Source organism: Kribbella rubisoli, assembly GCF_004217145.1.
GTDB classification, from domain to species: domain Bacteria; phylum Actinomycetota; class Actinomycetes; order Propionibacteriales; family Kribbellaceae; genus Kribbella; species Kribbella rubisoli.
This window is the reverse complement of sequence record NZ_SHKR01000016.1, coordinates 360,635-385,322: the sequence shown is the minus strand read 5'-3', so window position 1 is coordinate 385,322 and position 24,688 is coordinate 360,635. Positions and strand designations below refer to the sequence as shown.

The 24,688-nt window shown below is 67.5% G+C and carries 25 protein-coding genes; 16 read left to right on the top strand and 9 right to left on the bottom strand.

Annotation, left to right across the window (positions count from 1 at the left end):
* Positions 1 to 45 precede the first annotated feature (45 nt).
* The 3 genes from EV645_RS34520 (at position 46) to EV645_RS34510 (ending at position 2,708) form a co-directional block, all read left to right on the top strand.
* Positions 46 to 1,065: an energy-coupling factor ABC transporter permease gene (locus EV645_RS34520; protein ID WP_130448264.1), complete on the top strand. Its 1,020-nt coding sequence runs from the start codon at positions 46 to 48 to the stop codon at positions 1,063 to 1,065.
* Positions 1,066 to 1,150: 85 nt separating this feature from the next.
* Positions 1,151 to 1,909, top strand: a complete 759-nt coding sequence (gene cbiQ, locus EV645_RS34515; protein ID WP_130448263.1) for a cobalt ECF transporter T component CbiQ — start codon at positions 1,151 to 1,153, stop codon at positions 1,907 to 1,909.
* A 28-nt stretch (positions 1,910 to 1,937) separates the two neighbouring features.
* A complete protein-coding gene (locus EV645_RS34510; protein ID WP_130448262.1) occupies positions 1,938 to 2,708 on the top strand; it encodes an energy-coupling factor ABC transporter ATP-binding protein in 771 nt (256 codons plus the stop codon).
* A 95-nt stretch (positions 2,709 to 2,803) separates the two neighbouring features.
* Here EV645_RS34510 and EV645_RS34505 read toward each other — a convergent pair whose 3' ends face one another.
* Positions 2,804 to 3,496 (bottom strand): GntR family transcriptional regulator, encoded by a 693-nt coding sequence (locus EV645_RS34505; RefSeq protein WP_130448261.1) that lies wholly within the window; start codon positions 3,494 to 3,496, stop codon positions 2,804 to 2,806.
* Between the two features lie 135 nt (positions 3,497 to 3,631).
* Here EV645_RS34505 and EV645_RS34500 point away from each other — a divergent pair, with 135 nt between their 5' ends.
* The 11 genes from EV645_RS34500 to EV645_RS34450 all read left to right on the top strand — a co-directional run bounded on the left by EV645_RS34500 (position 3,632) and on the right by EV645_RS34450 (position 15,498).
* Positions 3,632 to 4,666, top strand: a complete 1,035-nt coding sequence (locus EV645_RS34500) for an Ldh family oxidoreductase (protein ID WP_130448260.1) — start codon at positions 3,632 to 3,634, stop codon at positions 4,664 to 4,666.
* Between the two features lie 31 nt (positions 4,667 to 4,697).
* Positions 4,698 to 5,927 (top strand): iron-containing alcohol dehydrogenase, encoded by a 1,230-nt coding sequence (locus EV645_RS34495; RefSeq protein WP_130448259.1) that lies wholly within the window; start codon positions 4,698 to 4,700, stop codon positions 5,925 to 5,927.
* A gap of 16 nt (positions 5,928 to 5,943) precedes the next feature.
* Positions 5,944 to 7,371 carry an NAD-dependent succinate-semialdehyde dehydrogenase gene (locus EV645_RS34490; protein WP_130448258.1) on the top strand — a complete coding sequence of 476 codons (1,428 nt, stop codon included), beginning with the start codon at positions 5,944 to 5,946 and terminating at the stop codon, positions 7,369 to 7,371.
* A gap of 4 nt (positions 7,372 to 7,375) precedes the next feature.
* Positions 7,376 to 8,329: a carbohydrate ABC transporter permease gene (locus tag EV645_RS34485; RefSeq protein WP_130448257.1), complete on the top strand. Its 954-nt coding sequence runs from the start codon at positions 7,376 to 7,378 to the stop codon at positions 8,327 to 8,329.
* Entirely contained in the window at positions 8,319 to 9,173 is an 855-nt protein-coding gene (locus tag EV645_RS34480) for a carbohydrate ABC transporter permease (protein ID WP_242000839.1), read from the top strand. The genes EV645_RS34485 and EV645_RS34480 overlap by 11 nt, the downstream gene beginning before the upstream one ends.
* A gap of 2 nt (positions 9,174 to 9,175) precedes the next feature.
* The gene (locus EV645_RS34475) at positions 9,176 to 10,258 is read left to right on the top strand and encodes a mandelate racemase/muconate lactonizing enzyme family protein (RefSeq protein WP_130448255.1); all 1,083 of its coding nucleotides are present in this window, start codon (positions 9,176 to 9,178) and stop codon (positions 10,256 to 10,258) included.
* Between the two features lie 21 nt (positions 10,259 to 10,279).
* Complete coding sequence (locus tag EV645_RS34470) at positions 10,280 to 11,599, top strand: ABC transporter substrate-binding protein (protein WP_130448254.1); 1,320 nt, start codon at positions 10,280 to 10,282, stop codon at positions 11,597 to 11,599.
* Between the two features lie 4 nt (positions 11,600 to 11,603).
* A complete protein-coding gene (locus EV645_RS34465; RefSeq protein ID WP_130448253.1) occupies positions 11,604 to 12,644 on the top strand; it encodes a mandelate racemase/muconate lactonizing enzyme family protein in 1,041 nt (346 codons plus the stop codon).
* 125 nt (positions 12,645 to 12,769) lie between these two features.
* A complete protein-coding gene (locus tag EV645_RS34460; RefSeq protein WP_130448252.1) occupies positions 12,770 to 13,555 on the top strand; it encodes an SGNH/GDSL hydrolase family protein in 786 nt (261 codons plus the stop codon).
* Positions 13,556 to 13,699: 144 nt separating this feature from the next.
* On the top strand, positions 13,700 to 14,650 hold the full coding sequence (locus EV645_RS34455) for a winged helix DNA-binding domain-containing protein (protein WP_157997228.1): 951 nt from the start codon (positions 13,700 to 13,702) through the stop codon (positions 14,648 to 14,650).
* Positions 14,651 to 14,682: 32 nt separating this feature from the next.
* On the top strand, positions 14,683 to 15,498 hold the full coding sequence (locus EV645_RS34450; RefSeq protein ID WP_130448250.1) for an SRPBCC family protein: 816 nt from the start codon (positions 14,683 to 14,685) through the stop codon (positions 15,496 to 15,498).
* Between the two features lie 23 nt (positions 15,499 to 15,521).
* Here EV645_RS34450 and EV645_RS34445 read toward each other — a convergent pair whose 3' ends face one another.
* Positions 15,522 to 16,052, bottom strand: coding sequence for a MarR family winged helix-turn-helix transcriptional regulator (locus EV645_RS34445; RefSeq protein WP_422386660.1), 531 nt, complete (start codon positions 16,050 to 16,052; stop codon positions 15,522 to 15,524).
* 55 nt (positions 16,053 to 16,107) lie between these two features.
* Here EV645_RS34445 and EV645_RS34440 point away from each other — a divergent pair, with 55 nt between their 5' ends.
* Positions 16,108 to 16,815 (top strand): SDR family NAD(P)-dependent oxidoreductase, encoded by a 708-nt coding sequence (locus EV645_RS34440; RefSeq protein ID WP_130448248.1) that lies wholly within the window; start codon positions 16,108 to 16,110, stop codon positions 16,813 to 16,815.
* Between the two features lie 148 nt (positions 16,816 to 16,963).
* On the top strand, positions 16,964 to 18,013 hold the full coding sequence (locus tag EV645_RS34435; protein ID WP_130448247.1) for a LacI family DNA-binding transcriptional regulator: 1,050 nt from the start codon (positions 16,964 to 16,966) through the stop codon (positions 18,011 to 18,013).
* A 705-nt stretch (positions 18,014 to 18,718) separates the two neighbouring features.
* On the opposite strand, the gene EV645_RS34430 is transcribed toward EV645_RS34435, so the two are convergent.
* The 7 genes from EV645_RS34430 to EV645_RS34400 all read right to left on the bottom strand — a co-directional run bounded on the left by EV645_RS34430 (position 18,719) and on the right by EV645_RS34400 (position 24,687).
* Entirely contained in the window at positions 18,719 to 19,072 is a 354-nt protein-coding gene (locus EV645_RS34430) for a YciI family protein (RefSeq protein WP_130448246.1), read from the bottom strand.
* A gap of 72 nt (positions 19,073 to 19,144) precedes the next feature.
* Positions 19,145 to 19,600 carry a carboxymuconolactone decarboxylase family protein gene (locus EV645_RS34425; RefSeq protein WP_130448245.1) on the bottom strand — a complete coding sequence of 152 codons (456 nt, stop codon included), beginning with the start codon at positions 19,598 to 19,600 and terminating at the stop codon, positions 19,145 to 19,147.
* 36 nt (positions 19,601 to 19,636) lie between these two features.
* Positions 19,637 to 20,419 (bottom strand): sugar phosphate isomerase/epimerase family protein, encoded by a 783-nt coding sequence (locus EV645_RS34420; RefSeq protein ID WP_130448244.1) that lies wholly within the window; start codon positions 20,417 to 20,419, stop codon positions 19,637 to 19,639.
* Between the two features lie 3 nt (positions 20,420 to 20,422).
* Positions 20,423 to 21,274, bottom strand: coding sequence for a carbohydrate ABC transporter permease (locus tag EV645_RS34415; protein ID WP_130448243.1), 852 nt, complete (start codon positions 21,272 to 21,274; stop codon positions 20,423 to 20,425).
* Entirely contained in the window at positions 21,264 to 22,208 is a 945-nt protein-coding gene (locus tag EV645_RS34410; RefSeq protein WP_130448242.1) for a carbohydrate ABC transporter permease, read from the bottom strand. Before EV645_RS34410 ends, EV645_RS34415 begins: the two co-directional genes overlap by 11 nt.
* A 5-nt stretch (positions 22,209 to 22,213) precedes the next feature.
* Positions 22,214 to 23,536, bottom strand: coding sequence for an ABC transporter substrate-binding protein (locus tag EV645_RS34405; RefSeq protein ID WP_130448241.1), 1,323 nt, complete (start codon positions 23,534 to 23,536; stop codon positions 22,214 to 22,216).
* Positions 23,537 to 23,544: 8 nt separating this feature from the next.
* A complete protein-coding gene (locus EV645_RS34400) occupies positions 23,545 to 24,687 on the bottom strand; it encodes a mandelate racemase/muconate lactonizing enzyme family protein (RefSeq protein ID WP_130448240.1) in 1,143 nt (380 codons plus the stop codon).
* Position 24,688: the final 1 nt, after the last annotated feature.

The window sequence follows — 24,688 nt, the reverse complement described above, 5'->3', positions numbered from 1 at the left end:
GACAGCTTGTTGCGAATCAGTCGCAACTAGATCAAGAATGTGCGTGTGCATGTTCCTGATGGCTTCTTCAACGCGCCCACGTCCGTCGCCACCGGCCTGATCGCGGCCGGGGCGGTCGGCTTCAGCCTGCAGAGGGCGAGCCGGGAGCTTCGTGAGACCGGTCCGGCGCTGGCCGGTCTGACGGCAGCGTTCGTGTTCGCGGTGCAGATGGTGAACTTCCCGGTCGGCGCCGGGACGAGCGGTCACCTGCTGGGTGGTGCGCTCGCGGCCGCGCTGGTCGGCCCGTGGACCGCCGTGCTGGTGATGGCGACTGTGCTGCTTGTGCAGGGGTTGCTGTTCGCAGACGGCGGTCTGACCGCGCTGGGGACGAACATCACGCTGATGGGGCTGATCACGGTCCTGGTCGGGTACTTCCTGACGCGGGCGCTGCTGAAGGTGATGCCCCGGCGGGTGGGCAGCGTCGTACCGGCGGCGACGGTCGGTGCGCTCGTGTCGGTGCCGGTCGCGGCGCTGGCTTTCACCGGGCTGTACGCGATCGGCGGCGCGGTCGACATCCCGCTCGGGAAGCTCGCGACGGCAATGGTCGGCTGGCACATCCTGGTCGGGATCGGCGAGGCGGTCATCACCGCAGCCGTGCTGAGCGCGGTCGTCGCGACCCGGCCGGACCTGGTGTACGCCGCCCGGCACCTTCAGCAGGACCTCGTCCTGGTCGACGCGGACGGCAACACCTCGACGGTGTCCCCGGACAAGCCGATCGCCGCGAAGCCGGCCGGGCGGTCGCTCGGGATCGGCATCGCGGTCACGCTCGTGGTTGCCGGCGGGCTGAGTCTGTTCGCGAGCGCTCATCCGGACGGGCTGGAGTTCGTCGGCGCCAAGCTCGGATTCGACGGCGCCGCGAAGGACTCGGCTGTCGCGGCCAGCCCGCTCGCCGACTACGGCGTCCACGGGATCGGGAACGCGCAGGTGTCCGGCGCGCTGGCGGGGATCATCGGCGTACTGGTGACGATCGTCGTCGGCCTGGCGATCGCGAAGCTCGCCTCGCTGCGCGCGAACAAGGCATCGTGACGGTACTGATGCCGCGACTCCGTCCCGGCGGGTCACGGGACTGTTGCTCCCGGTCTTCCCTCGTCAATCCAGACCGGGAGGCCCCGTGACCGGCGACGGCCTCCTCGTCGCGGTGGACAGCCCGGTCCACCGGATCCCGGCGCAGGTGAAGCTGGTCGCCCTCTTCGTCTTCGTACTCGCCGTGGTGTCGACACCGGCCGCCGTCTTCTGGGCCTTCGGTGTGTACGCCGGGATGCTCGTGGCTGCTGTTGCCGTGGCCAAGGTGCCGGCTCCCGTGGTCTCGAGGCGGCTCGCGGTGGAGACGCCGTTCATCGTGTTCGCGTTGCTGCTGCCGTTCGTGGCGACCGGTCCCCAGGTGTCCGTGCTGGGTCTGGAGTTGTCGCAGTCGGGTGTGCTCGGCGCGTGGAATGTGCTGGCGAAGGGGACCCTCGGGGTGATCGCAGCGATCTTGCTGTCGGCAACAACCGCGCCGCGGGAGCTGCTGGCCGGGTTGGAGCGGTTGCGGTTGCCTGCGACGCTCGTGGCGATCTTGTCGTTCATGGTCCGCTATCTGAGCGTCGTGTCGGATGATCTGCACCGGATGCGCGTCGCTCGCGAGTCCCGCGGATACATGGGCGGCCGGGTCGGTCATCTGAAGGCGGTGGCTGGGGGAGTGGGGGCTTTGTTCGTGCGCAGCTTCGAACGCGGGGAGCGGGTGCATCTGGCGATGCGGTCGCGTGGCTACACCGGGCGGATGCCGCTGCTGAGCGTGCAAGGTGCATCGCGCGGGCAGTGGATGCACGGGGTCGCGATCTCGGTGGTCGCGGTCGTTGTCGCGGTTGCGGCGAGGATGGTGAGCTCGTGAGTGCTCAAGCGATGAGGGTGGTCCGGCAGTGAGCGGTCCCGCGATTCAGGTCGAGCGGCTGGTGTTCGCCTACCCGGACGGGCGGCAGGCACTGTTCGGCGTCGACTTCACGGTCGAACGCGGCGAACGGGTCGCGCTGCTCGGGCCGAACGGCGCCGGCAAGACGACCCTGGTCCTGCACCTGAACGGCATCCTCGGCTCGGTTGCCGGTGGCACCGGAAGCGGCCGCATCCAGATCGGTGGGACCGGCCTGCACCGTGAGCACCTCGGCGAGATCCGCCGGAAGGTCGGACTGGTCTTCCAGGACCCGGACGATCAGCTCTTCATGCCGACCGTCCGCGACGACGTCGCCTTCGGTCCCGCCAACCTCGGCCTGCGCGGCGCCGAGCTCGACGATCGGGTGCACGAGGCGCTGGTCCAGGTCGGGATGCAGGACCATGCCGACCTGGCTCCGCATCACCTGTCGTTCGGCCAACGCCGCCGCGTCGCGGTCGCGACGGTGCTGGCGATGCGTCCCGAGGTCCTGGTCCTCGACGAACCGTCCAGCAACCTCGACCCCGCCGCCCGCCGCGAGCTGGCGGACATCCTCGCCGGGCTGGACGTGACGCTGCTGATGATCACGCACGACCTCCCGTACGCGCTGCAGCTCTGCGAGCGCAGCCTGCTGATGGACGACGGCCGCATCGTCGCCGACGGCAAGACCCGCGACCTGCTGGGCGACGCCGAGCTCATGCGGGCCCACCGCCTGGAGCTCCCCTACGGCTTCAACCCGCACTCGGTCCCCGGTCCCGAACGCTGACCGCGCGTCCCGCTGGCGGGTTGTTTGCTCGATGGGCAGCTGCAACGTGGCAGCGGTGCAACAACCCGCTATCGGCGGGTTTGTGGAGCGGCCGGTCAGGTAGGGGGTGGCTGGGGGGTGGGGGTTTCGAAGGCTGAGCGGAGACGCCCACGAGAGGCGGTCAGGTGGGCGTGCATGGCTCGGTCCGCCGACTGGGTGTCGCGTTGGCGGATGGCTGTGACGATCAGGTCGTGCTCGTCCAGCGCGTCCTCGGTGACCCTCGAGTCGCGGAGGAGACGGAACAGCTGCAGGTGGCAGTGGAGCTTGGCGAAGATCTCGCCGAAGTAGCTGTTGCCGGTCGCCGCGATCACGGCTTCGTGGAAGTCGGCGTCGGCCCGGGCGAAGGCGCCGTACGACATCGTGCCGGCCTGGTAGCTGCCGCGCATCTCGGATGCGATCTGCGCGAGTTGCTCGACCTCGTCGCCGCGGTGCCGGCCGGCCGCGAGGCCTGAACAGTACGGCTCGATCAGGAACCGGGCCTCGAACAGATCCTCGAACCGCTGCGGCGTCAGCTTGGGTGTGGCGGAATATCCGATCAGATGCGTTTTGGTGACCAGGTCCTCGGCCTCGAGCCGGTTCAGCGACTCCCTGACCGGGGTCTGGGAGACCCCGAGCCGGCGGCTGAGCTCGTCGACGCGGATCCGTTCGCCCGGCTGGATCTGGCCATCCAGCAGGAACTCCTGCAGTCGCTCGTAGACGACGTCACTCATCCGGGGCCGTCCGGAACGCTCCGTGGTGCGCTGGCTCATCTGGTGTCCATCCGTCGGCAGAAAATCATGGATCCGTATTCACAGACCATTGCGAATCGTATCCGATCTGATCTAGCCTCCCAAGACATCGGGCGATGAATACGAATGCAGCGACTCCACCCTGGGATGGTCGACATGCACACAGATCTGCTCACGGCCCAAGCACTGGCCGAACGACTCCTGATCACCGCCGGCGTGCCGACGGACGCGGCGGCCCAGCAGGCCGAGCTCCTTGTCGTCGCCGAGGCGAAGGGGATGCCGTCACACGGTCTGCTGCGTCTGCCGCGACTGCTGCGGCGGTTGGCGAACGGCACCGCGAGCCCGACCCGCAGCGGCTGTCACACGTGGATGAGCCCCTGCTACCTGTCTGTCGACGGTCAGCAAGGACTCGGCCCGGTGGTCGCGGTCCGCGCGTTGGAAGCGATCATCCCGGCAGCCGAGCAGTACGGCGTCGCGGTCTGCTCGATCACGAACAACAACCACCTCGGCATGCTCGGGTACTACGCCGGCCGCATGGCCGACCGTGGCCTGGTCTGCCTCGGCATCACCACCAGCGAGGCGCTCGTGCACCCGTGGGGCGGCACCGAGGCGATGCTCGGTACCAACCCGCTGGCGCTCGCGGTCCCGGCGCGGCCGCCGCTCGTGCTGGACATGGCCACCTCGCAGATCTCGATGGGCAAGGTGCATGACCACGCGCTGCGCGACGTACCGCTGGAGCCGGGCTGGGCTTTGGATGCCGGCGGCAACGAGACTGTCGACCCGGTGGCGGCCAAGGACGGATCGATCGCGCCGTTCGGGGGAGCGAAGGGGTACGGCCTCGGGCTCGGTCTGGGCGCGATGGTCACCTTCCTCACCGGCGCGGCGTACGGCACCGCGGTCGGCGGCACGCTGGACGACGACCACCTGAGCAACAAGGGCGACCTGTTCATCCTGCTGAGCGGCGGCCGCCACTCCGCGACGGACTACCTCGATCAGGTACGCCGCAGCCGCCGGGCCGACCCGGACACGCCGGTCGCGGTGCCCGGTGACGGCGCCCGCGCGCGGTACCAGGAGTCGGTTGCCGATGGCATCGAGATCGCCGACGACCTGTGGCGCGAGCTGACCCGGCTGGACACAGCACGGGACACAGCACGGGATACCGCCCGCCGCGAAGCCGTTCTGGCCGACTGATCCCGCCCAACGACCGGACAAGGACACCACTATGACGATCACCGCCCCTGCCTTCGGCGTGCAACGAGCACCGCGCACGGTTGTCTTCGGCGCCGGCCAGCGCGCTCTGCTCGGTCGCCACGCCGCGGAGTACGGCAGCTCAGCCCTCGTCTGCACCGATCAGCGACTGGCCGCGTCGCCCGAGTTCGCACAGCTGCTCACCGATCTCGAGGACAACGGCCTCGAGGTTCATGTCTGGAGCGACACCTCCCCGGAGCTGCCGACGTCCGACATCGACGCCTGCTTCGACGCGATGGAGTACGCCGGCATCGACGTGGTCATCGGGATCGGCGGCGGCAGCTGCATGGACCTCGCGAAGGCTGTCGCGCTGATGCTCACCCACGGCGGCCCGATCGATCAGTACTACGGGGAGAACGCCGTACCGAGCCCGGTGCTCCCGATCATCGCCGTACCGACCACCGGAGGCACCGGCTCGGAAGTCACGCCGGTCTGCGTCCTGAGCGACAGCCGGCGTGAACTCAAGGCCGGCATCTCCTCGCCGTACCTGATCCCGTCGGTGGCGATCTGCGACCCCGAGCTGACGTACTCCTGCCCTCCCAGCCTCACGGCGAGCGCCGGAGCCGACGCGGTCTCGCACCTGGTCGAGTCGTTCACCGCGATCCAGCGCCCGCCGTCGGCACTCGCCGAGGGTCGCGTGTTCATCGGCAAGAACGTCATCAGCGACTCCTACGCCCGCTGGGGTCTCGGGCTCCTCGCGACCGCACTCCCGATCGCGTTCGAGCACCCGGACGACCAGGAGGCGCGATCCGCGGTCATGCTCGCCGCGAATGCCGGCGGCTACGCGCTGGGAGTGGCCGGCACCGCGGCCGCGCACGCGCTGCAGTACCCGCTCGGAGCCCTGACCCATACCCCGCACGGCGTCGGAGTCGGCGTACTCCTGCCGTACGTCATGCGCTACAACGCGCCCGCTCGCGTCGAAGAGTTCGCCGAGATCGCCAGGCTCTTCGGCGTACCGAAAGCAGGTAACACCCAGCAGCAGGCCCTCGCGGGTATCGAGGCCGTCGACGCGCTGCTGGACCGGATCGGCATCCCGCCGACCTTGAAAGAGCTCGGCCTCGCCGAGGACCAGCTCGAGTACGTCGCCGAACTGGGCCTGCGATCGGCCCGGCTGATCGACAACAACCCCCGCCCGCTCGATGTCGACGCGCTGCTCGAGATCACTCGCGCCGCGTACGCCGGCGACCGAACCGACCCGTTCTGAAACCCGGAGCCATCAGATGACTTCTCCGCACGATCTGTTCATCGACGGACAGTGGCGCCCGGCCGCCGACGGCCGGCGCTTCCCAGTCCACGATCCCGCCGACGGGTCCGAGCTGGCCCAGTTCGCCGCGGCCACCGAGGCAGACTGCCTCGCCGCTGTCGACGCGGCCGCCGACGCGCTGGCCGGTTGGTCGGCCACCCCGCCGCGGCAGCGCTCCGAGCTGCTCCGCGCGACCTTCGACGTACTGACCGAGGAACGTGAGCAGCTCGCCGCTCTCATCACCGCCGAGAACGGCAAGGCGTACGCCGACGCGATCGGCGAGGCGGCGTACGCGACCGAGTTCTTCCGCTGGTTCGCCGAGGAGGCGGTCCGGATCGGCGGCGACTTCCGTCTCTCACCGTCCGGCGACAAGACCATCGTCGTACGCCGGGATCCGATCGGCGTATCGATTCTCGTCACGCCGTGGAACTTCCCGGCCGCGATGGCCACCCGCAAGATCGCGCCCGCTCTGGCGGCCGGCTGCTCCGTAGTACTGAAGCCGGCCAGCCAGACCCCGCTCACCGCGGCGTACGTCGTCGACGTCCTGCGACGCGTCGGCGTACCGGCCGGTGTCGTCAACCTGGTGACGCCGGTGCCGGCCGGCCCCGCGGTGAGCGCGATGCTGCACCATCCCGCCGTACGCAAGCTGTCGTTCACCGGCTCTACCGAGGTCGGACGGGTACTGCTGCACGAGGCGGCCGACCAGGTCGTCAGCTCGTCGATGGAGCTCGGCGGAAACGCACCGTTCGTGGTCCTGCCCGGCGCCGACCTGGACGCCGCGGTCGAGGGCGCGATGGTCGCGAAGATGCGCAACGGCGGTTCGGCCTGTACGGCGGCCAACCGGTTCTACGTCCACGACTCGCTGGTCGACGAGTTCAGCACCCGCATCACCGCGGCGATGAAGGCGGTCACGATGGGACCGGGCGCCGACCGGTCGAACGAGCTCGGTGCTCTGGTCTCGCCGGAGGAGCGCGACAAGGTCGCCGGGCTGGTCGACCGGGCCGTTGCCGAGGGCGCCAATCTGGCCCTTGGCGGTGAGACGTCGAGCGGTGGCGCGTTCTACCCGCCGACAGTCCTCACCGACGTCAAGCACGGCAGCGAGATCAACCAGACCGAGATCTTCGGACCGGTCACCGCGATCGTCGGTTTCAGCGAGGTCGACGAGGCCGTCGCGATGGCGAACGACACGATCTACGGCCTGATCTCCTACGTGTACGGCGATCCCGCGCAGGCGCTCGCGGTCGCGCAGCGGATCGACTCCGGCATGGTCGCGGTCAACCGGGGCGTGCTCAGCGACCCGGCGGCGCCGTTCGGCGGGACCAAGCAGTCCGGCCTCGGCCGGGAAGGCAGCTCCGAGGGGATCCTCGAATTCCTCGAGGAGAAGTACATCGGAATCGAGGTGTAAGGCGATGGCGAACGCCGTACTGCCCACTGTGTCACCGCCGTCGGTCGACGGTCCGTCGGCGACGCGCAAGCGCCCGAAGCAGAAGCCGAAGCGGCAGAACCTGGCCGGCTGGCTGTTCGTCGGCCCGGTGATCTTCGGGGTCCTCTTCTTCCAGCTCGCCCCGGTTGCAGCCTCCCTGGTGGTGTCGCTGACCAACTGGACCGGGCTGAACTCGCCGAAGTTCCTCGGCCTGGGCAACTACAAGGAGCTGTTCACCGCCGACGACACGTTCTGGCCTTCGCTGAAGAACACCGTGATCTTCACCGTGGTCGTCGTCGTACTGACGATCTTCATCGGCCTCGGACTCGCTGTCCTGTGCAACCAGAAGATCAAGGGCATCGGCATCTTCCGGACGCTGTACTACTCGCCCGCGGTCACCAACGTCGTCGCGATCGGCTTCGTCTGGTTCTGGCTGTACAACCCGGACAGCGGCCTTTTCAACTCCACGCTGAAGACGATCGGCATCCACGGGCCGGCCTGGCTGTCCGATACCAAGACCGCGCTGATCGCGGTGATGATCGTCGCGCTCTGGCAGGGCGTGGGTTACCCGATGGTGATTCTGCTGGCCGGCTTGCAGAGCATCGACCAGTCGCTGATCGAGGCGGCGACAGTGGACGGAGCCTCGGCCTGGCGGCGCTTCTGGTCGGTTGTCTTCCCGCTGCTGACGCCGAGCCTGTTCTTCCTCACGATCACGCAGTTCATCACCTCGTTCCAGGTGTTCGGGATCATCTACGTGATGACGTCCGGCGGTCCGAACAACGCCACTTCGGTGTTCATCTTCCAGATCTACGAAGCCGCCTTCGGGCACGGCCGGCTGGGATATGCCTCCGCGATGGGCTGGGTGCTGTTCGTCATCGTCGGTGTCGTCACCGCGATCCAGTGGAGGATGGAGAAGCGGTGGGTGCACTATGACAACTGAGGCCATCCGCGTCTTCAACCGCCCGCCCCGGCACATCCCGCGCCGCGTCGTGCTGATCGTCGTCCTGCTGTTCTTCGCGGTGGTGTTCGCGATGCCGCTGCTCTGGATGATCAGCGCCTCGCTCAAGCCGGAGAACGAAGTACTGCAGTCGCCGCCGACCTTCATCCCGTCGGAGTTCCAGTGGGGCAACTACTCGCAAGCCGGCCACGGCCTGCTGCCGTTCTTCCTGAACAGCTGCAAGCTCGCGGCGCTGAACGTCGGCTTCCTGCTGCTCTTCGCCTCGCTGGCCGGGTACGGATTCGCCCGGCTGAACTTCGCCTTCAAGAACCTCGCCTTCGCACTGTTGTTGTCGACGGCAATGATCCCGGGCATCGTCTACCTGGTTCCGCAGTACATGCTGTTCCGCCAGATGGGCTGGATCGACACCCACTACCCGCTCTGGGTCCCGAACGTGCTGACGCCGGTGTTCGGCACGTTCCTGCTCCGGCAGGCGTTCCGCGGCATACCGATCGAGCTGGAGGAGGCCGCCAAGCTCGACGGCGCGTCGATCTTCGGCACCTTCTGGCGGATCATGCTGCCGCAGGTCAAGCCGGCCCTGGCCGCGGTCGGCGCACTGACCTTCATGGGCTCCTGGAACGACCTCTTCGGCCCGCTGATCTTCCTCAACTCGACGCGGTTGCAGACCATGCCGATCGCGCTCGCGCTGTTCAAGGGTGAGTACTTCACCCAGACCAACCTCATGATGGCCGCCGCGACGCTGACGATCCTGCCGCCGCTGCTGCTGTTCCTGCTGGCCCAGAAGTACTTCGTCCAGGGCATCACGATGTCCGGCCTGAAAGGATAAGTATGCGGATCACGAACATCGAGTCGATCATCCTGCTCGACAAGCTGCACATCGTGAAGGTGCACACCGACGAGGGCCTGGTCGGTGTCGGCGAGGTCAGCCCGATGAACGCCCACGTCTCGCACAGCGTCGTCGAGCAGGCGCTGGCGCCGCTGCTCATCGGCGAGGAGGCGACCGATATCGAGCGGCTGTGGCGCCGGCTCTACACCAAGCCGTACAAGCTCGGTCCCGGCGGCGCACAGCTGAACGCGATCGCGGGGATCGACATCGCGCTGTGGGATCTGCTCGGCAAGGCGGCCGGGCTGCCGACGTACCAGCTCCTCGGCGGCAAGTACCGGCAGAGCGCGAAGGTCTACGCGAGCTCGATGTCGCGCAGCATGACACCGGACCAGGAGGCCGAGCGCGCACAGTCCTTCCAGGAGAAGGGCTTCCACGGCTACAAGATCCACTCCTCGACGCCGTGGATGCACGACGACGGCTTCGACCAGACCATCGCGACCGTGACCGCGGTGCGCAAGCTCGTCGGGGACGACTTCCCGATCCTGGTCGACGTCAACAACGCGTATTACGAACACACCGCGATCAAGCTGGCCCACGCGCTGGAGGACCTCGGCGTGTGGCATTTCGAGGAACCGCTCGCCGCCCACGACTATGCGGCGTACGGACGGCTGGCCGACGCGGTCGACATCCCGATCGCGGCGGGCGAGCAGGAGTACACCACCTGGCAGTTCCGGGACCTGATCCTGGACGGCAAGGTCGACATCCTGCAGCCCGACGTCATCAAGTGCGGCGGTATCACCGAGTTCAAGAAGATCGCGGTGCTCGCCGACACGTTCACCAAACCGATCACGGTGCACAACACGCAACAGACGATCGGTACGTCGGCACACGCGCACCTGTGGGTCAGTACGCCGTCGTGCGTCTACCCGCAGGAGTACAACATCGAGCACAACCCGATCCTCGACGACGTACCGATCTGGAAGAACCCGCTCGTCCCGGTGAACGGCGAGATCACGCCGTGGGACCTGCCCGGCCTGGGCATCGAGCTGGACGACGACGCGGTCGCCAAACTGCGGACCAATTAACTTCAGAGAACAGGAACGACCATGCCCGCATCAGAGATCTCCCGTCGGTCGGTACTCCGGGCCCTCGGCATCGGCGGCGGCGCGCTCGCCGCCGGACTCCCACTCGCCGCTTGCGGCAGCAACGGCAGCGGGGGAGGTGGAGGCGGTGGTAACGCCTCCTGGATGACCTGGGACACCGAGAGCGGTACCCCGATGTACACGATGGCCCAGAACTGGGCCAAGCAGGCCGGCAAGACCCTCGACATCCAGTCGATCCCCGGTGACGACTACGACACCAAGCTCCGGACCGTGCTGTCGTCCGGGGCGGCCCCGACCGCGATCCGGATCAACGACGACTACGTCCGCGGGTACTACGCGGAGGGCTCGCTGCTCGACCTGCGCCCGTACCTGGAGAAGGACGGGATCAAGCCGGAGGACTACTTCCCGGTCGCCTACAACTTCGCCAAGCAGCCCGACGGCGCGCACGCCGCCTGGCCGATCATGACCAACCCCGGCATCCTCTACTGCAACACCGACGCGTTCGCCGAGGCCGGTGTCGAGCTGCCACCGAAGGACTGGGCGAAGAGCGGCTGGACCTGGGACGACTTCCTCGAGGCAGCCAAGAAGCTCACCAAGCCCAACGGTGAGCGCTGGGGTGCGCTGGTCTTCCCCGACAGCTCGCTCGAGACTGTCTTCCCGACCAGCAACGGCGGCGACGGCATCTACTCCAAGGACGCGACCCGGTTCACGCTGGCAGAGCCGCAGGGCACTGAGGCGATCCAGTGGGTCGCCGACCTGTCGCTCAAGCACAAGGTGCACCCGGACTTCGCGACTGTGACGGCCGGCAAGCAGACGCCGAACTGGGCGTTGGCCCAGCTCGGGACCGGCAAGGTCGCGATGCTGCTCGGGCTCACCAGCGGCGTCCCGTACCTGCGCAGCAACGCGAAGGTGAAGTGGGACATCTTCCCGACCCCGATGAAGGTCAGCCGGACCACCGTCAACACGCTCACCGTGCTCGCGATCCCCAAGGCGTCGAAGGACCCCGACACCGCGTGGAGCTTCCTGAAGTACGCCGTCGGCGCGGAGTCCGCGAAGCTGCTCGCGCAGTCGCGCGGGTTCATGCCGGTGGCGAAGAGCTCGTCGGCGCTGTTCGTGCCCGACGACAAGGCGCCGTCGAACCTTGCGCTGGTGACGCAGGCGCTCGGCAGCGCGGTGAACGAGAACTTCAGCCGCTACATCGAACGTGCCCGGACCATCTACCGGCCGGTGCTCGACGACGTGTGGAGCGGTAAGAAGACCGCCGAAGCGGCGCTGGGCGGAGTCAAGCAAAAGGTCGAAGACGTTCTCGCAGGCAAGGGATGACTGGATGAAGATCACCGATATCAGCGTCGAAGTCACCTCCGAACCGAAGGAACACGCGGTCCGCGACGCGATCCAGTTGCTGGACCGCAACGGCCGCACCCGCGTGCAGATCGACACCGACGAGGGCGTGAGCGGCGTCAGTACGACGTACTTCGGTCGCGTCGCGAGCTCGCCCGCGGTGCTGGCCCATCTGATCACCGACCAGTTGGCGCCGGTGATCGTGGGCGAGGATCCCACGATGATCCGTGGGATCCGGACGAAGCTCCAGACACTGACCGATTACCAGGGGACCGCCGGGCTGTCGTCGTACGGCATCTCGGCGATCGACCTGGCGTTGTGGGACCTGCTCGGCAAGTCGCTCGACGTCCCGGTGTGGAAGCTGCTCGGGGCGCAGCGGTCCGCGATTCCGACGTACGCGATGGTCGGCTGGCTGGAGCTGGACGTCGCGGGGCTGGAGAGCGTGTCCGCGAAGGCGATGGAGCAGGGTTTCCGCGGCGTGAAGATGAAGGTCGGCGGCGGGCCGCTCACCGAGGACGTGCAGCGGATCAAGGCGGTCCGGAACATCATCGGGCCGGACGCGCCGCTGATGGTCGACGCGAACCAGGCCTTCGGGTACTCCGAGGCGCTGCGCCGCGGCCGGGTCTACGAAGAGCTCGACTGCCGGTGGTTCGAGGAGCCGCTGCCGGCCGGGGACACCGACGCTCATGTGCGGCTGGCCGAGAAGCTCGACATCCCGATCGCAACGGGGGAGAACCGGTACGGGCAGGCAGCCTTCCGGGACTTGATCGCACGGGGCGGCGTCGGCGTCGTACAGCCAGATCTGCGGCGGGCCGGTGGGTTGACCGACTGTCTGGAGATCGGGTTGATGGCGGCCGGGTTCGGGGTGCCGTACGCGTCGCACGGAGGTGGAGCCCACATCCACGTGCTCGCGGCATTGCCGAACACGATCTACGTGGAGAGCGGACTGCTGCCTTCCGGCGTTCAGCTGGAAGACGGGTGTTATCCGTTGCCGACCGGACCCGGGTTGTCCTCCTGGAACGGCTAGAAGGTCACCGGCACCGGGAATCTACGGTGAATTTGTTACCAGGACCTTGTGTGTTACTCGCCAGTCAGCGAAGGTGACGTTGAGTACTTCAGTCGCCACCCCTCGCTTACAAAGGCGGTCCGCCCATGAAGTCCATCGCCAGTCTGCTGTCCGCTGCGGCCCTCGGCGCAGCGATGCTTCTCAGCCCGGGAGTCGCGCACGCGGCGGCTCCGAATTACGTCGCACTCGGTGACTCGTACGCCTCCGGTGTCGGGACCCGCACCTACATCTCGAGTAGCGGGTCCTGCCAGCGGTCCACCAAGGCGTACTCGTACATCGATGCGGCACGGATCGGCGCCAACCTGACGTTCGTGGCCTGCTCCGGAGCGAAGGTCGCCGACGTCACTGCGAACCAGCTGCCGTCGGTGACCGGCTCGACCAACATCGTCTCGGTCCAGGTCGGCGGCAACGACGCCGGCTTCTCGTCGGTCATCACCGAGTGCGCGAAGCCGTCGTGGCTCGGCGACTGCACCAGCGCGGTGGCCGGCGCCCAGACGATCATCAACAACACGCTGCCCGGCCGGCTGAACACGCTGTACTCCTCGATCAGGAGCCGCGCCGCGTCGGCGCAGGTCGTGGTCGTCGGCTACCCGCGACTGTTCAACGGCACCGATTGCAACGCCGGCACGTTCTTCAGCCCCGACGAGATGACCCGGCTGAACGCGACCGCCGACCTGCTCAACTCCAAACTCGCGGCCTCGGCGAGCGCGGCCGGGTTCACGTTCGTCAACCCGACGACGAAGTTCATCGGTCACTCTGTGTGCGGCAGCCCGGAGTGGATCAACGGCCTGTCGAACCCGATCAGCGAGTCGTACCACCCGAACGTCACCGGCCAGGCGGCGTTCGCCGATCTGGTCCAGCCGGCCCTCTGACCGGCGCTTTTGCGGTGCCGCCCCGGTGCGAACCGGGGCGGTTTCGTATTTCGGGGTGCGGACTCGTCCGGTTCGTGGTGTCATGCTGGGGTGGCGCAGAGGTCTGTTGACTGGTTACTGGCGGCCAGGATGCAGGCGAACTGTTTGGCGCGTCCGGTGAACGAGGCCGGCCCCGGAGGGGTGGCCGACGTCGTACGCCGGACGGGGGGCCTCCAGGCGCAGACCTGGCGCGGAGCCGCGTACGCCGTACGCGCCCGATCGACCGCGACCACGCTCGCCGACGTCACGCACGCCCAGGAGACCGACCGCTCGGTCGTCCGCGGCTGGTTCATGCGCGGCACGCTGCAGCTCGTCGCGGTGGAGGACGCGGGTCCGCTGCTGGGCATGCTGGGTCCGAAGCTGATCAAGGACACAGAACGCCGGTACGGCGAACTCGGCCTGCCCGCGGGCGTCCGCGCTCGCGCGGCCGACGTACTCGAAGAGCACCTGCTGGCGAACGGTCCGTCCAACCGCGCGGAGCTCGCCGACGTACTGGTCGCGGCCGGACTGATCACGGAGCCGAAGGGGCAGGCTGTCTACGCGCTGATCCGGTACGCCGGGCTGCTCGGCCGGGTGTGTTACGGGCCGGGGGAGACGTGGGTCGCCGTACGCGATTGGCTCGGAAAGCCTCTCGAGCTGTCCGGCGACGTGGAGGATCTGGCCCGCCGCTACCTGACTGCCTACGGCCCAGCGACCGCCCGCGACTTCGCGACCTGGTCCGGCCTGCCGGTGCCTGCCGCCCGCCGGGCCGTCGAGGCGGTCGCGACGAAGTCCTTCGAAGTCGATTCCGAGGTGCTGGCTGCGGTCGACGATCTGCCTGGCTGTCGTGAGGTCCGGATGCTGGGGGAGTTCGACGCGTATCTCCTCGGCTATCAGAACCGCTTCCAGCAACTGCCCGCCGCGATCTTCCCCGGCGGCGGCATGCTCCGCCCGGCCATCATCGAAGCCGGCCGGGCAATCGGCTCCTGGACGCACGCCGACCTGTCGGTGGACGTGTTCGACGGTCGGCCGGACCTCTCCGCCGAACTGAAGGACCTGGCTCGCTTCGCCGGTTGATCGTATATGCCGGACCGGGTATATATAGAGGCATGACCGAGACGCTGAGCTCTGAGAACGGCCGGACCGTCCTGCGGATGCGGCGAGACCTGCGGCATCCGGCAGAGAAGGTCTGGCGAGCAATCACCGACCCGACCCAGCTGGCCGGATGGTTCCCGGCGGCCGTCGAGCTGGACCTCAGGCTCGACGGGCCGGTCAAGTTCACGTTCGAAGAAGACCCCGGCGCTCCCGTCGACGAGCAGAGCAGGGGCGTCATCCGCGCATACGAACCGCCTCACCTGATCGAGTACACGTGGGGCGTGGAGGTCCTCCGCTGGGAACTTCAGTCCACCCCGGCCGGCTGCACCCTTCAGTTGACGGCCACCTACGACGACCGCGCCGGCTCGGCCAGCTTCTCCGGCGGCTGGACCCTCTGCTTCGACGCCCTCGAGCGGGTCCTGGGCGACACCGTCCCAGAACGCGACTACCGCGAACTCCATGAACACTTCGCGAAGGTCTTCGGCCTCGATCAGGGCGCTGTCTCCGAAGACGGTGAGCTGCGCTTCGAGCGCCAACTGACGCAGCCGAAGGAGGCAGTGTGGAAGCTGCTGGCCGGCGCGCAGCCCGCGGCCGTCGGCAGTCCGCCGCCGGACGGCTTCGTTGCCAAGGGCATCGATGCCGGGCCGGTCGGCGAACTCGAGGAGCCGGTCCGCCTCAGCTACGGCTCGACCGGCGGCGTTGTGACGTGGGCACTGCGCGATGGCAACGGCGGCGCCCGGCTGGTGCTGACCCAGACAGGCGCCACGGCGGAAGACCTCGCTGCCTGGCGCGACCTGATCGAATCCCTCGCCACTCAACTGGTCCACTAGCTAACGGGCTGCTGCACAGGTCTTCAGTCAGTCGTTGCTTTGGTGACTTCATCCAGGAGGGTTTGGAGTTGGCCGGCTAGTTGGGCGCGGGTGGTGGGGGAGAGGGAGGCGACGAGTTCGGATTCGCGGGTGAGGACCTGGTCGACGGTTCGTTCGATGAGGTCGTGGCCGGCGGGGGTGAGTGCGACCAGCACCGCGCGGGTCCCGTCGTCGGCACCTCGGCGGGTGACGAGTCCACTGTCTTCGGCGCGGGCGACGCGCTGGGAGATCGCGCCGGCGGTGACGAGGGTGCGGCGGGACAGCTCGCGGGTGGTGACTTCGTACGGCGAGCCCGCGCGCCGCAGCACGCTCAGCAGATCGAGCGTCGCCGGATCGACGCCGGCATCCGCGAGCACCCGCCGCCGATCGTCCGCGAACAGCTTGGCCAGCCTCCACAGCGGAGTGACGATCTCGATCGAGTCCGTCGGCGTGCCGGGGCGTTCACGCTGCCAAGCACGGGCGATCTCCGCGGCGGGGTACGGACTCGGGGAGTCGAGCGGGTAGTTGTCGGCCACGAGAACCATGCTACGTTTAGACCTAAACATTTAGACCTAAACGTGAGGTGTCGGGATGAGGACGATCGTGGTGACCGGGGGAGCGACCGGGATCGGGCGGGCGACCGCGGAGCGGTTCCGGGCGGACGGCGACGAGGTGGTGATCACCGGACGGCGTGCCGACGTACTCGAGAAGACCGCGGCCGACCTCGGGGTCAGGGGAGTGGTGTGCGACGCGACGGACCCGGCGCAGATCGAGCGACTGATCCGTGAGTTGCCCGAGCAGGTCGACGTGCTCGTGAACAACGCCGGCGGCAACACCGACTTCGGCCGGCCGGACGGGGATCTCGAGCAGCTGAAGGCCAACTGGCTCGCCAACCTCGAGGCGAACCTGATCAGCGCCGTCCTCACAACCACCGCCCTCGCCCCGCGACTCACCACCGCGGTCGTCCACCTGGGCTCGATCGCCGGCGCCCGCGGACCCGGTTCGTACGGCGCTTCCAAGGCCGCGCTGGCGATGTGGAACGCCGACATCGCCGCCGAGCTCGGCCCGCGCGGAATCACCTCGAACGTCGTCGCCCCCGGCTTCACCGCGGACACCGAGTTCTTCCAGGGCCGCCTGACCGACCAGCGCCGCCAGACGTTGCTCCAGGCAACATTAACCAAACGCGAAGGCCAGGTGGAGGACATCGCCGGCACGATCCACTTCCTCGCCTCACCGGCCGCCCGGCACCTCACCGGACAGGTCCTGCACGTGAACGGCGGCGCCCTGACGACGAGATAGATGTGCAATCTCGACAGGATGTGTCGGTGAGATTTGGCGTCGCGCGCCCCGGGCTGAGCGTCGGGAGTACGCGCCGAGGCGGAGACCTCCTGTCGAGATGGCGATCCACGCTGCGTGACAACGTGTGCCAGGTGTGACAATGGGCGACATGCGTCCCACCGTCAAAGATGTCGCCAAGCTGGCCGGGGTGTCGCCGAAGACGGTGTCGAACGTGATCAACGGCGTCGTCTTCGTGCGACCCGAGACCCGCGCCCGGGTGGAGAGCGCCCTGGCCGAGCTCGACTACGTGCCGAACATGAGTGCCCGCGGCCTGCGCAACGGCCGCTCCGGCATGATCGCCCTCGCGCTGCCCGACCTGCTCCGGCCGTACTCCGCCGAGATCGTCCACCTGGTCGTCGAGCTGGCCCACGAGCGCGGCTGGGGTGTGCAGATCGAGCAGACCGCGGCCGAGCCCAAGCGCGAGTTCGAGCTGATCTCGAAGGCTCGTGCGTACCTGGTCGACGGCCTGATCCTCAACCCGGTCAACCTCGACGACAGCGCGGTGATGTCGGCCGGTCCGCTGCCGCCGGTCGTGCTGATCGGCGACGTCGACCAGGACGTCGTGAGCCAGGTCGCGATCGACAACGTCGCTGCCGCGCGCGATATGACCAAACACCTGCTGTCCCGCGGCTGCCGCCGGATCGCAGTCGTCGGTACGCCGGAAATCCCGCGCGGATCATCCGGCGCCGGCGTACTCGCGGGCTCCGCCGAAGGCCCCGGTACGGCGGCATCGCGGCTCAGGACGACCGGCTATCACCAGGCGCTCGAGGAGGCCGGCGTACCGATCGATCCAGCGCTTGAAATCAGCCTCGACCGCTGGCGTCCGGAGGGCGCGGCGACCGTCGTCGGTAAGTACCTCGCGGACCATGAGCTCCCCGATGCTTTCTTCTGCTTCACCGACTCGCTCGCCTCGGGCGCCCTGTCCGCGCTCTGGGAGGCGGGCATCGCCGTACCGCGGCAGACGCTGGTCGCCGGGTTCGACAACATCCTCGAGAGCCGGTTCATGATCCCGCCACTGACCACGATCGACTTCGACCGGCGCGAGTTCGTCGCGTCCGCGTTGGACCTGCTCGCCGAACGGATGTCCGACAAGGACGCGCCGCCACGCAGGGTGATGATCCCCCACCGCATCATCGAGCGAACCAGCACCGAACGCTAACACCGTAGCTGGGGCAAACGTTGGTTGTTCGCCGCGATCAAGGCATTGCTACCAGTGGCTTCGGTGGTCGGTAGTTGCCTGCAGCACAAGGCGTGGACAAAAGTTTCGGTACGCGGGATTCCGATCACGATCTCTTGAAAACGTCGTCACTCTCAGCAAGGGTTGCCTGATCACTTCCGCGTCGTTTCCGGGTGCGGGGAGGACGGGGAGTGTGCGGTCATGTGACCGCGTCCACCGCCACTCGGGGACAGTTCACGATGAGAAGGGGGAAGTGTGTCAGCGATGAGAAGGCTCGCCGAGCAGTGCCGTGATGTGAGGAGTCACGGCAATGCAGGGCTCGGCCGAGCCGCGATCCAACCGGCGGTCTGCACCGGCATCCACGAGGTGACCTCGTCGATCAGCCCAGTGCGACCGCGACGCGTGGCGATGCTCAGATTGAGCAACGGAATGACGACCACGCTGCGACTCGGCGAGGGTGTCACGCTGCCTGCGCCTGGTAGCACTGTTTTCGTCCAAGGTGGCCGGGGCATGGGTGACCAGCCTGCCTCAGGTGGGGTCATCCTCGCGTCCCGCGAGCTTGTCCGGACGTCAACGGTCTGAGTCAGTGACTCGCCGGTCTCAGGTGTCGACGCCCAGCTGAGGCCGGCAAGTTGTTCGACCTGCCCGCACCATCGAAGCCCTGCCGACCGCACCCGGCAGCGCGATCTACTCAGGGATGGGATCGATGAGTTCCCGGATCTCGATCGGTGAGTACGGCGCCTCCGGCAGCCGCGCGGCGATCTCGGCTGCCCGCTCCAGGCCTGCGCAGTCGACGACGTAGTACCCGGCCAGCACTTCCTTGGCCTCGGTGAACGGTCCGTCCGTGACCGCCGGCACCCCGTCGACCACCCTGACCACCCGCGCGTTCGCGGTGGTGAGGCCGAGGCCGTCGATGAACTCGCCGCTCGCCTCGAGCTCCGCGGTCAGCTTGCGGTGCTGTTCCATCACCTCGTCGATGCCGTTGGCGTGCAGGGTGTTCCACGTCTCGTCGTTCCCGTAGATCAGCAGCATGTATTTCATCGCTTGCCTCCATTCACCCGGGTACGTCGGAGCCCCGGACGTCTTCTCGACATCCGGGGCTCACGTTAGCGACTACCAGGTGGCACCGGCAGGCTGGCGCACGGTGGTGTTGATCCGGTTGAACATATTGGTGAGCGCGATCATCAGCACGATCGCGGACAGTTCCTTCTCGCCGAAGTGCACACTCGCCTCGGCCCAGATCTCATCACTGACCGCGGTCGGGTTGTCGGCCAGCCGGGTCGCGGCCTCCGCCATCTCGAGTGCGGCCCGCTCGGCGTCGGTGAACAGGTCGGAGTCCCGCCACGCGGCGACCTGGTGCAGCCGCTCGTCGGTCTCACCGTTCTTCAGCGCCGACTTGATCCCGCCGAACACGCACGGGGAGCAGCCGTTGATCTGGCTGGCCCGTAGGTGCACGAGCTCCAGGACCTTGCCGTCCGTTCCGGACTGGCCGATCGCCTTGTAGATGTTCTGGATCCCTTTGGTGGCGTCCGGCAGGATCTCTGCGGGGTTGGTCATCCGTGCTTGCATGGGAGGTTCTCCATCAGGTTCGTGAGTGTGTTGATTTCACTGCCTTGACGGATGCTGCGCGGCCGATGTGACAGCGAACCGCAGATCTTTTTCGAGCCGTTCCTCGACCGGTACGGCCGGATCGGAGTACTGACCTGTCAGGCAGATCGGACCGGTGTAGTTGATCTTCTGCAATGCCGCGAAGACGGCCGGCCAGTCGGCGAGTCCGTCCTCGGCCTCGACGAAGTTCGTCTTCCAGCCGCCGTCCGTGCGGAGGTAGTGGACGTTCTTGAGGTTGACGATCCCGAGCCGGTCCGCGCCGAGCTCGAGCGTCACCTCAGGATGGTCTCCGGCCAGTGCATCATGCGCCGCGTCCCACACGAGCTTGTACCGATCGGGCAGTCCTTCGAGCAGTTGCAGTACGCCGAGCGTCGACGACACGAACCGCCCGTGATGCGGCTGTACGCCGACCTGCACGTCGTACCGCTCCGTGAGTACAACGGCCTGCTCGAGCATCGCGCGGTTGCGTTGCACGGAGGCGGCGTACCCGTCGGGGCCGAGTTCGGCCATGATCCGGATCATCGGCACACCGGCCTCGGCGCAGGCGGCGAAGACCTGCTCGGATACGTCGCTGGCGACGCTGATGGGTTCGATGCCCTCGGCCCGCAATTGCGCGGTGAACTTCGGCAGCTCGGCACCGGCGTTCGCCGAGGTGACGTACGCCGTGTCGCGGACCGGGATCTCGGCGCCGCCGAAGCCGATCCCGGCAACGAGCCGGCCGAGCTCGTCGCCGGGAAGGCCGGCCCAGGGCTTGGTGAATACGGACCAGAGATAGGTCATTGTTCAGCGGCCTCCTAGACCACTCATGGTGATGCCTCGGACGAACCAGCGTTGGGTGAGGAAGAACAGGACGATCAACGGGATCGTGGTGACGGTCGCTGCCATCAGCAACAGGTTCCACTGGGTGCCGTTGGTGTCCTGGAAGACCTGCAGGCCCACCGACGCGGTACGGGTCGCGTCGCTGTTGGAGATGACGAGCGGCCAGAGCAGGTTGTTCCACTGACCGATGAACTTGAACACGGCCAGCGTCGCGATCGCCGGGACCGCGAGCGGCACGATCACGCGTACGAACGCCTGCCAGCGGTTCGCGCCGTCCAGCCGGGCGGCCTCCTCGTAGTCACGCGGGATGCCGAGGAAGAACTGCCGCAGGAGGAACACCCCGATCGCGGTGAACGCGTGCGGCAGAATCATCCCGGGCCAGGTGTCGATGCCGTGCAGCTTCGCCACCAGCACGAACTGCGGGATCAGCGTCACCTGCGACGGGATCATCAGCGTGGCCAGGTAGATGCCGAACAGCCAGGTCCGGCCGGGGAACTGCAGCCGGGCGAACGCGTACGCCGCCAGCGCAGCCGTGACTGTTTCGAGGATCGTCGTACCAGCGGCGAAGTAGATCGTGTTCAGCAGGTACTTGCCGAGCGGGACCAGTTCGAAGGCGCGGGTCAGGTTCTCCGGGTGCCAGCTGCTCGGCCAGAACGACGGCTTGGCCGCCATCGACTCCGCGTCGGACTGGAACGCGACCAGGATCATCATCACGACCGGGATCAGCGTCAGCGCGGTGACCAGGAAGCATGCGAAGACGACGAGCTTCCGCTGCAGTGCCTTGTTGGATGCCAGCGGCATCGCTTCAGTTGTCATAGTGCACCAGCCTCCGTTGGAAGAGGAACTGACCGGCGGTGATCACCACGATGAACGCGAACAGCACCAGCGACTGGGCCGCGGCGTACCCCTGGTCGTAGTTCTCGAAGCCGGTCCGGTAGATGTACATGACGAGTGTGGTGGTACGCGTGCCCGGACCGCCGTTCGTCATGATCAGTGCCTGGTCGAAGACCTGGAACGATCCGATCATCGAGGTGACGATGACGAAGAACAGGGCGGGAGAGAGCATCGGCAGGGTGATGTGGCGGAAGCTGTTCCACGGCGACGTACCGTCCACGCGGCCCGCTTCGTAAAGCTGTTGCGGGATCGCCTGGAGGCCGGCGAGGAAGACGACCATGCCGAAGCCGAAACTCTTCCAGACGCTCATCAGGATCAGCGCGGGCATCGCCCAGTTGTCGGAGATCAGCCACGCGGGTCCGCTGATGCCGAACCAGCCGAGCACGGCGTTCACCAGGCCGTCGTGCGGGATGTACAGCCAGATCCAGACGAACGCCACCGCGACCGTGATGGTTGCGTACGGCAACAGCAGGAGCGACCTGAACACGGCGACCCGGCGTACGCCCTGGTTGAGCAGCAGCGCCAGCGCGAGGCTGACGATGATCGTCAGCGGCACGCTGACCAGCGTGAAGTACGCCGTGTTGCCGAGCGCGGACCAGAACGTCGGGTCGGGGCCGAGGCGGGCGAAGTTGTGCAGGCCGGCCCAGGTGGGTGCGCTGAACAGGTTCCAGTTCAGCAATGAGATGACGCCTGCGGCAACGACCGGTCCGGCGGTGAAGATCAGGAAGCCGATCAGGCTGGGCAGGATGAACAGCCAGGCGGTGAGCGCCTCGCGGCCGCGCCAGCGAGGAGTCGGCTTCGAGGTCTGTCGGGAAGGTGCAGGAGTGGTGACCGCAGGTGCGGTATCGACGGCCATCGGGTTCACCCCTTCCTGGCGGTGGCTTGGCGGACGGTGTCGAGGTGCTGGCGCATCAGGATGTCGAGGCGCGGCGTGAGCCCGTTGATCGCGTCCGGGACGCTGACCTGGCCGAGGAACGTGCGCGGCAGGTCCTGGCCGAGCAATTGCTTGACCTGGTTCCAGTTCGTGGTGACGTCGAAGGCGTGACCGCCGGCGAGCTTGCCGGCCAGGATCTCCTGGACGATGCCGAGGTTGTCGGGCGGCGGCTGGAACGCGCTGCCGGCACTGAGCCGGGCAGGGTTGTTGCGGCCGGCCTTGGCGTAGATGTCGAGTGCGCCCGTGCTGGTCAGGGTCTTCATCAGCTTCCACGCGAGGTCGAGCTCGGCTCCTTCGCGCACCCCCGATGGAATCGCGAAGCTGGAGCCCGAGACGCGCGGCTTGCTTCCGGCCGCACCGGCCGGGAACGGGATGATGTCCCAGTCGAACTTCGCCTTCCGCGCGTTGACGACCTGCCACGGGCCGTTCTGCATGAACGCGACGTTGCCCTGCATGAAGTTCGAGAGCGAGCTCTCGGTGACCAGGTTCTTGATCGGCGGGGTGACCTGGTCCTTGACGAACAGGTCGATGACGTACTGCAAGGCCTCCATCGCTTCCGGATCACCGAGCGTGCTGCGGCTGGCGTCGTCGCTCATCACGTTGCCGCCGGCGCAGTAGATCCAGGACACCAGGTCGTCGATGGCCGGCGCGCAGGTGAAGCCGTACTGCTGCCCAGGCTTCGTGAGCTGCTTGCACAGATCGCGGAACGTTGCCCAGGACATCGGTTCGGTCCGGGACGGCAGCGGGATGCCCTGCTTGTTCAGCAGGTCCTTGTTGTAGTACATGACCGTCGGCGCGACGTCGAAGCCGATCGCGTAGGTCTTGCCGTTGAAGCTCCCGATCCGCCGGCTGGTGTCGTAGAAGTCGTCGAGCGAGAAGTCCGGGTCGGCGTCGATCAGGTCGTCGAGCGGCCGGTGCGCGCCACGGGCGGCGTACGTCGGGATCAGGGTGCCGTTGAGCGCGGTCACCAGGCTCGCCGTACCACTGACGAGTTGGAGGTCCAGCTTGGTCGGGTAGCCGGTCGACGGGGTCAGGCTGGCGACGGACTCGACCTTGAGCTGTTGCTCGACGTACTTGCCGAAGTCGTCCCAGACCTTCTTCTCGGCGGCGCTGCTGGACCACATGGACCAGGTCGCGGCGCCGGGCGGCGGGCCGGACGAGCAGCCGGCCACGGTTCCGGCCGCGGCGATCCCCAGACCGGCGAATCCGGTCATCCCGAGGAAGCCGCGGCGGGACATCAATACGGACATGGTTCTCCTCACCGGTAGAGCAGGTCGATCGACTCGGCGCGGATTCGCTCCTCGTCGACCTGAACGCCCAGTCCAGGGGCGGTGGGGACCGTTGCGACGGCCTTGGTGATGCTCAGCCCCTCGACGTACAGATCGGTCAGCAGCTCCGGCCCGTTGAGCTCGGCGGGCAGTGCGAGCTCGAGCTGACTGAACACGTGCAGCGCGGCGGCGAACGCGATTCCGCAGTCGGTCAGGCCGCTGGCGAGAATCTCGAGGCCGCCGGCGAGCGCGGTCTGGGCGGTCTTGAGCGCGTTGCGCAGTCCACCCGACTTGCAGACCTTGACCACGACCAGGTCGGCGGCGTCGAGACGGATCGCACGAGCCAGGTCCTGGGCGGAGAAGCTGCCTTCATCGATCGCGATCGGCAGGTCGATCAGCTCGCGCAACCGGGCCATCGCCAGCGTGTCCGTACTCGGCACCGGTTGCTCAATGCAATGAATCGTGTGGATGCCTGCGGTCCGGTCACGCAGCTGCCTGAGCGCGCTCGGACGATAGGACTGGTTCGCGTCGAGCCACAGCGGCTTGCCGTCGGCAACCTCCGCAACGGTCTCGATCGCAGCGGTGTCGGCATCGAGATCCCCGCCGATCTTGACCTTGTACGCCGCATAGTCCGACGACTGGATCGCGTGCTCGCGTACGGCGTCCTGATCGCCGACCCCGATCGCCGAGCAGAGCGGGATCTCGTCGTGGATCTTGCCGCCGAGCAGCGCATGCACGGGTACGCCGGCCAGCTTGCCGGCCGCGTCGTGCATCGCGACATCGATCGCGGCCCGGGCGAACGGGAAGCCGTTCGACACCGCCGGGCTCAGCCGCTTGGCCGCACGCTGATGGAACAGCTCGATGTCGAACGGCGTGAGCTCGAGCAGGATCGGCGTGAGATGCCGCCGAATCACAACTGCCATCGTTTCGGCGGTCTCGTAGCTCCAACTCGGCAGCGCGCGCTGCTCGCCCCAGCCGATGACGCCGTCCTCGGTGGTGAGCTTCACGAAGATGACCGCGCCGGCCTGGTCGGGCGCCGCGTCGGGGGAGCCGACGGCGCCGCTGCCGAGCACGAACCGGCGCGCGAACGGCACGGCGACCGGGAAGACCTCAACTTGGGTAATGCGTGACATG